At 67.9% G+C, this 5,447-nt stretch carries 3 protein-coding genes and 1 pseudogene; all 4 read right to left on the minus strand.

Features of this window, described 5'->3' with window-relative positions; translation table 11 throughout:
• Nucleotides 1-134: 134 nt before the first annotated feature.
• Nucleotides 135-320 (minus strand): annotated as a pseudogene (locus IEY82_RS38625) (transposase); the annotation flags it as partial.
• A 647-nt stretch (nucleotides 321-967) separates the two neighbouring features.
• On the minus strand, nucleotides 968-2,863 hold the full coding sequence (locus IEY82_RS38630; protein ID WP_189129261.1) for a hypothetical protein: 1,896 nt from the start codon (nucleotides 2,861-2,863) through the stop codon (nucleotides 968-970).
• A 95-nt stretch (nucleotides 2,864-2,958) separates the two neighbouring features.
• Nucleotides 2,959-4,101, minus strand: coding sequence for a 5'-methylthioadenosine/S-adenosylhomocysteine nucleosidase family protein (locus tag IEY82_RS38635; RefSeq protein ID WP_225264415.1), 1,143 nt, complete (start codon nucleotides 4,099-4,101; stop codon nucleotides 2,959-2,961).
• Between the two features lie 13 nt (nucleotides 4,102-4,114).
• Nucleotides 4,115-4,807 carry an NUDIX hydrolase gene (locus IEY82_RS38640; protein WP_189129263.1) on the minus strand — a complete coding sequence of 231 codons (693 nt, stop codon included), beginning with the start codon at nucleotides 4,805-4,807 and terminating at the stop codon, nucleotides 4,115-4,117.
• Nucleotides 4,808-5,447: the final 640 nt, after the last annotated feature.

Here is a 5,447-nt window from a genome sequence, read left to right on the forward strand (position 1 = left end):
GCGCTGGTCAAACTGGCGCCGTCGCCACCAAGCAGCCGCCCGGCGCTGCCACTACCAGTGCAGATCCGAACCATGATCGCGAAGTGTCACTGGAGTACTAGGCGTTTCAGACCTCGGCCAAATACTTCTTCGCGGCCGGGGTGCGCCGACTTCGGTAGCGCGCTCAGAACCTTCGCGATCTTGTGAAACCAGCACCTCTGCTCTGCAACCTGGGGAAACACCTCCCGTGGCGCCAACCAGAAGCCGAGCGCGCCGTCCCCGATCGCCTGCACCGGCGCCCCCATCCGGCGCCGCTTGCGGTCACGCAGCAGATCGGCCCACACCAGGGTGTGGATCATGTGTAGCGAGCCCCTTGCCACCGTCGTTTGCCTACGGATTCGCTTCCGTAGGCAACCGACACCTGAGAGAAACCGGCCAGGTGACTGGGATGCGGACCAGGGTCCCCGTCCTCGTTGGACGATCCCCGCGCGTGCGGGGCCGACCCCCTTGCCGACGCTGGGGAACCAATAGACGGGGACAATCCCCGCGCGTGCGGGGGTGTGCCGTGTACATGGCGGGCTCGGACATGCCTAGGGTGCCGGCCCCGCGCCTCCGGGGGTTGTCCGCGGCAACAGGTAGTCCGAACCTACTTGCCGTTGATAGTGATGGACGTGGCTCCGATGTCCGACAGCATCGATGAAGGCGAGCCAGGCGAGATCATCTTGTGCCTGCGTGGGGGACCGTGGGGGGACCGGCAGTCTCGGACACTCCCGCTCTGGAGCGGTATTTCCGGCACTGTCCGGCTCCCCCACTATGCCCCTACCTGCAGGAATGTCAAGAAGCGGGGCAGTTCGACATCACCCGATACGCTGATCCACAGACTCATAATCCGTGGGTCGTGGGTTCAAGTCCTACCTGCCCGACCAACATCACCACCGGTCAAGGCCCTATTTTGGGCAACGGTGGTTCATCAATCGATGATGGTTCGTCAGGCGAAGATGGCATTCACGGCCTTGCTCACCTCCGCCAGGGGGACTTTCTCGCGTTGGCGTTCGAAGACAATCCACTCCTTGCCCTCCGCGGCGACCCCCTCCAGGACGTGCAGGGCGTTGTCGAGCCCCGCCGTACCGAGGGTCACCTGTGACGCCCCTTGCGGATCCTTGTCCTCATTCTCGGTGACGTCTGTGGGCGGATCGGTCACCTTGACTCTGATCGGATCGCCGTTGGTCAGCGTCAACTCGAAGACGTTCTCTCCGTTGTCGGTCTCCGCCACCTGGACGGAGGTGAACGCGTCGTAGCGGTAGTTGGTGCGTGCCCGGCTGGGGAAGGTGGCCTTCCGGAAGTCGAGGTGCACGGTCAACTGCCGCACGCCGTCCTTGGTGAGCAGGAAAAGCAGGATCTTGTATTTCGAATAGCGCCATGGCCCCTTCTCGACGCGTGCCCTGTCGTACGAGGGCGTGGCGGGCGCCTCGATGAAGGCGTGGGCGAGGACGTCATGCCGCTTCAGCCGGTAGAGGCCCATCGCCTCCTCCATCAGCGCCTTGCGGTCGCACTCCAGCCAGCGGGCCATCTCGAGATCGTCTGGCCTGTCCGCGAGTCTGCGCTTCCACCGGTCGAAGGCCGCCTGGCGGCCGGCCAGCAGGCTCTTCTTCTCCGCCTCGTCGACGGAGTGCCGCCTGTACTCCGCGGCAATGCGCAGCCAGACGCGAGCCGCTGACCAGACCAGGGCCACGGCGGCGAGCGCGGCCGGCGACACCTGGAACGGCCTGACGTGCGCGCCGCTCCACACCAGGAAGGCGCCTGCCACAGCCGCCGCCATCGCGGCGAGCACGCACATCCCTTTCACGAGCATGGGGACGCGCGTCTCCTTGCGGTAGTCCCACAGCGTGCCCGCCTGCCAGCGCCGCGCGACGTCGGCGACCAGATATCTGGTGAGCCACGCAACCCGCTTGGCGTTGACCGTGCTCTCCCGGTAGATGGTGACGACCTCGTCGCGTAAGGCCCGGCGGACGCCCGCCGTCTCCGAGAGCCACTGGGCCCTGTCTGCGCCACGCGGGGTGTACAACGCGAAATAATGGTCGAACTGCCGGTCGATCTTGCTGGCGAAACCGTCACCGCTCGTGGTGGCCGCCGGTCGGCGCAGATACTCTCGGTCCTTCGCCTGGCGGCGCTCCTTCCTGCACCGCCACTCCACGCCGCTGCGCACACTCGCGTAGCAGCCGGCCGCGAGAGCCAGCAGGGCGGACACCGCCGCCGTCCCGGCGTGCTGCCATGCCGTGGCGCCGATGAAGCCGACGGTCACCAGGGCCAACGCGGTGGTCACCGTGGCTCCGGTCCAGGTGCCGGGTCTGATGCGGACAGGATCCGCCGGCCGTACCCGCGCGCCGGCAGGCTCCGGCTGGAAGAACTTCCAGGCCCGGCGCAGCCGATCCTTCGCCCAGCGGTCGCTCCTGGCCTCATCGAAGGCGCGGGCCCAGAGTGCGTCCTCGGCGGAACTGTCCAAGAACATCTCCATGTGCTGGAGGACATCGTTGCGCTGCTCGTCGGTCAGCTCCTGGAGCTCCTTCTCGACGTCGGCGGCCCCGCCCTCCGTAGGGCGGGACGTCAGGAGGTGGTCGACCAGCTTGATCGCGTCGGTCCATTCGTCGTCGTCCTTGAGTGCGCTGCGCACGCAGCGCAGCATGGCGATCTCGTTCGGGGGCACCTGTTGCAGGGTGCGTCCGCTGAGCAGGGCCAGCAGCAGATAGAAGCAGGAACGGCCGTTGACGTAGTCGCGCAGGATCACAGCGTCGCGGATGTGTTCGCGCGCCTCCTGAGCCATCCCGCCGCGCAGGGAGTTGAGGCCCACCTTGAAGGTCTCCTGGGGCGAAGGAGCGGCCTTCATCTGGTAGACGGTGACAGATCCGTGGATGGCCTCCGCTTGGACAGCGACGTTCGCCGAGTCCGTGGCGAGGTTGGTCGGGGTGGAGTGGGAATCGTTCACAAGGCGCCTCGGATGGCCGCGATGATGGCCGATACATGCGCTGCCAGCTCCGCCACGTCCGCCAGGAGTCCGCGGAGCTTCCTGAGCGCGATCACCGCCTTACTTCTACCCTCCTCGGTGCTCTCGGACAGCGACTCGGCGGCGACGGCGATCTCCTCCTGCGCCGCGGTGAACGTGTCCTCGTCCACCTCCTGGGCCTTGCGCGCCCTGGCCAGCCGGTCGCGCAGTTCCGCGAGCCGGGCCGCGGGGCCCACCGCCTGGCTCTGGGGCGGGTGGCCGATGGTGACGTCGCCGTGGATCTGCCCGGCCTGCACTCCCACCCGGGCGTTGTCGCGGGCGACGTTCTTCATGCTGTCGGTCATGCCTTTCGCCTCTCTCGCCTTGCTCGCCGGATGGTTGTCGTGCTCCACGGCCAGTTCCTGGGCGAGGGCCACGGCGAAGGCTGCGGCGTTGGCCGCCGCCCTCGGCTGCCAGTTCAGGCCGTCGGTCGCCGTCTTGGTGCCGTCGGCGCGGTCGCTGATGCCGCGCACCACGGCCATGGGCAGGGATCTGTTGTGATGGGCGGCCTGCGCCACGCCGGCCGATTCCATCTCTATCGCGAGCGCGTCGTTGTAGGTCTCGCGCACCCACCGGGCGTGCGCGGAGATCGCGGAGTCCTGTACGACCTCGCCGGCCGCGATCGGGCCGAAGCGCACCGCGGGCACGCCCGCGCCCACGGGCAGGAGGCGGGTCCAGGTCTCGGTGCGGTAGAGGTGGCGGGCGATCTGGTCGGTCTCGTGGGCGATCTCCCAGACGCGCGGGCGGGCTTTGAGGCCGTCGTCCTCGCTGGTGCTGCCGTGGTAGGCGTACACGTGCGTGGCCACCACCACGTCGCCCAGGCCGATGCCAGGCCACAGGGCCCCGGCGACCCCCACGAACAACAGCGCCGACGGCGAGAACTCGGCGATCGCCCGTTCAGTGATCACCGCCGAAGGATGGTTGCCCTTGCCGACCAGGCCCAAGGCCACCCGGAGCCCGTCGCCGGCGAGGCGGCCGAGCTCGAAGTGGGTGCCTGCGGTGTGGCGGTGCACGCGCGGGTCGGTTAGGTGCGCGCGGACGGCCTGATACTCCAGATCCAGCGCGGTGAGAATCACGATCATGACCATCGACCTCCTAAGGCCGAGTCATCGGGGGATTGAGGACGTGAACCGGACCCGCCTTGAAGAGCCGGGCGGGCCGCCCGTTCGGGGTCTTGCGCATCGGGCCGTCGGCGACGATGAAGCCTCGGGCGCCCTGAACCTTGCGGTAGAAGTTGCGAGGATCGAGGCGGACGCCCCAGACCGCCTCGTACACCTGCTGGAGCTCCGAGATGGTGAAGGTCTCGGCGCAGAACGCTGTGGCCAGGGCGGTGTGCTCCAGCTTGGTACGCGCACGCTCGACCCCGTCGACGAGGATGCGGCGGTGGTCGAACGCCAGCTTCGTCCCCGGGGCCAGGGCGTCGTCCACCGAGGTCCAGGAGGCGTCGGCGGCATCGCTGCCGGCGACCGGCTCCGGCAGGCGGGGGGCGATGGCCAGGTGGGCGGCCGACACGACGCGGCCGCGCGGGTCGCGGCCCGGCTCGCCGTACACGGCCAAGGGCTCCAGGTGCACGTCGAACAGGCCCGCCTCCTCCGACAGCTCACGCCGCGCCGCCGCCTCAATGTCCTCGTGCTCGTCGCACAGGAAGCCGCCCGGCAGGGCGAGGGCCCCGAGGAACGGATCGATGCCGCGTTCCACGAGCAGGACATGCAGGCGCGCGTCGCGCAGAGTAAGGATCACCAGGTCGACCGCGAGCATGATGCGCGGCGGCTGCCATACGTCAGGCATGAGCACACCATAACTTTTTGTCAGATCGACAGGAAGACCCGGTTGAGTTACGGGGTACTCGTTGGATTGAGTGCCGATTCCCAGCCGTCGCCGGGGCCGGCCGTCATGGTGTGCAGGAGCAAGGCGATGCCGGCGCGTCCTTCGATCAGGCCGTCGGGTCCGGCTTGGCCGGCGTGCTTGAGGAGGGTGGCCAGCAGGCCCGGCAGGGTGGCGAGTTCGGCGGTTGAGTTGTCGGCGGCTGCATGTCACACGGTGGCCAACAGCCCGGCCCAGCCGTGGCACAGCGCGGGGTCGATGATGCGGCCGAGCTGCACGTGCTCGGATAGGCATGTGACGAGCGCGAGCTCGGCATCTTCGGGCGGCGCGACCAGACCTCACCGCCAGGCCAGTTGGGCTGATCTGCTCAGCCTGCCTATCGCTCAGGACTTCAGCGCCTGGGACGCATGGTCCTCTAGCCAGAACGCAAGACCTCGCGCCTTTACGATGTAGATCAAATGATATGAAGCTCGCACCGCCGCCTTCCTTCGAGATGTGGGCTTAGGCCGTGTTTCATAAGGCGCGGAGCCACTGGTTGATGGCGGCGATGGTGAGTGTGGCCTCGTAGCGGACGGCGAGCTTGTCATAGCGGGTGGCCATGCCA

This window comes from Nonomuraea cavernae (genome assembly GCF_014646355.1).
Taxonomy (GTDB): domain Bacteria; phylum Actinomycetota; class Actinomycetes; order Streptosporangiales; family Streptosporangiaceae; genus Nonomuraea; species Nonomuraea cavernae.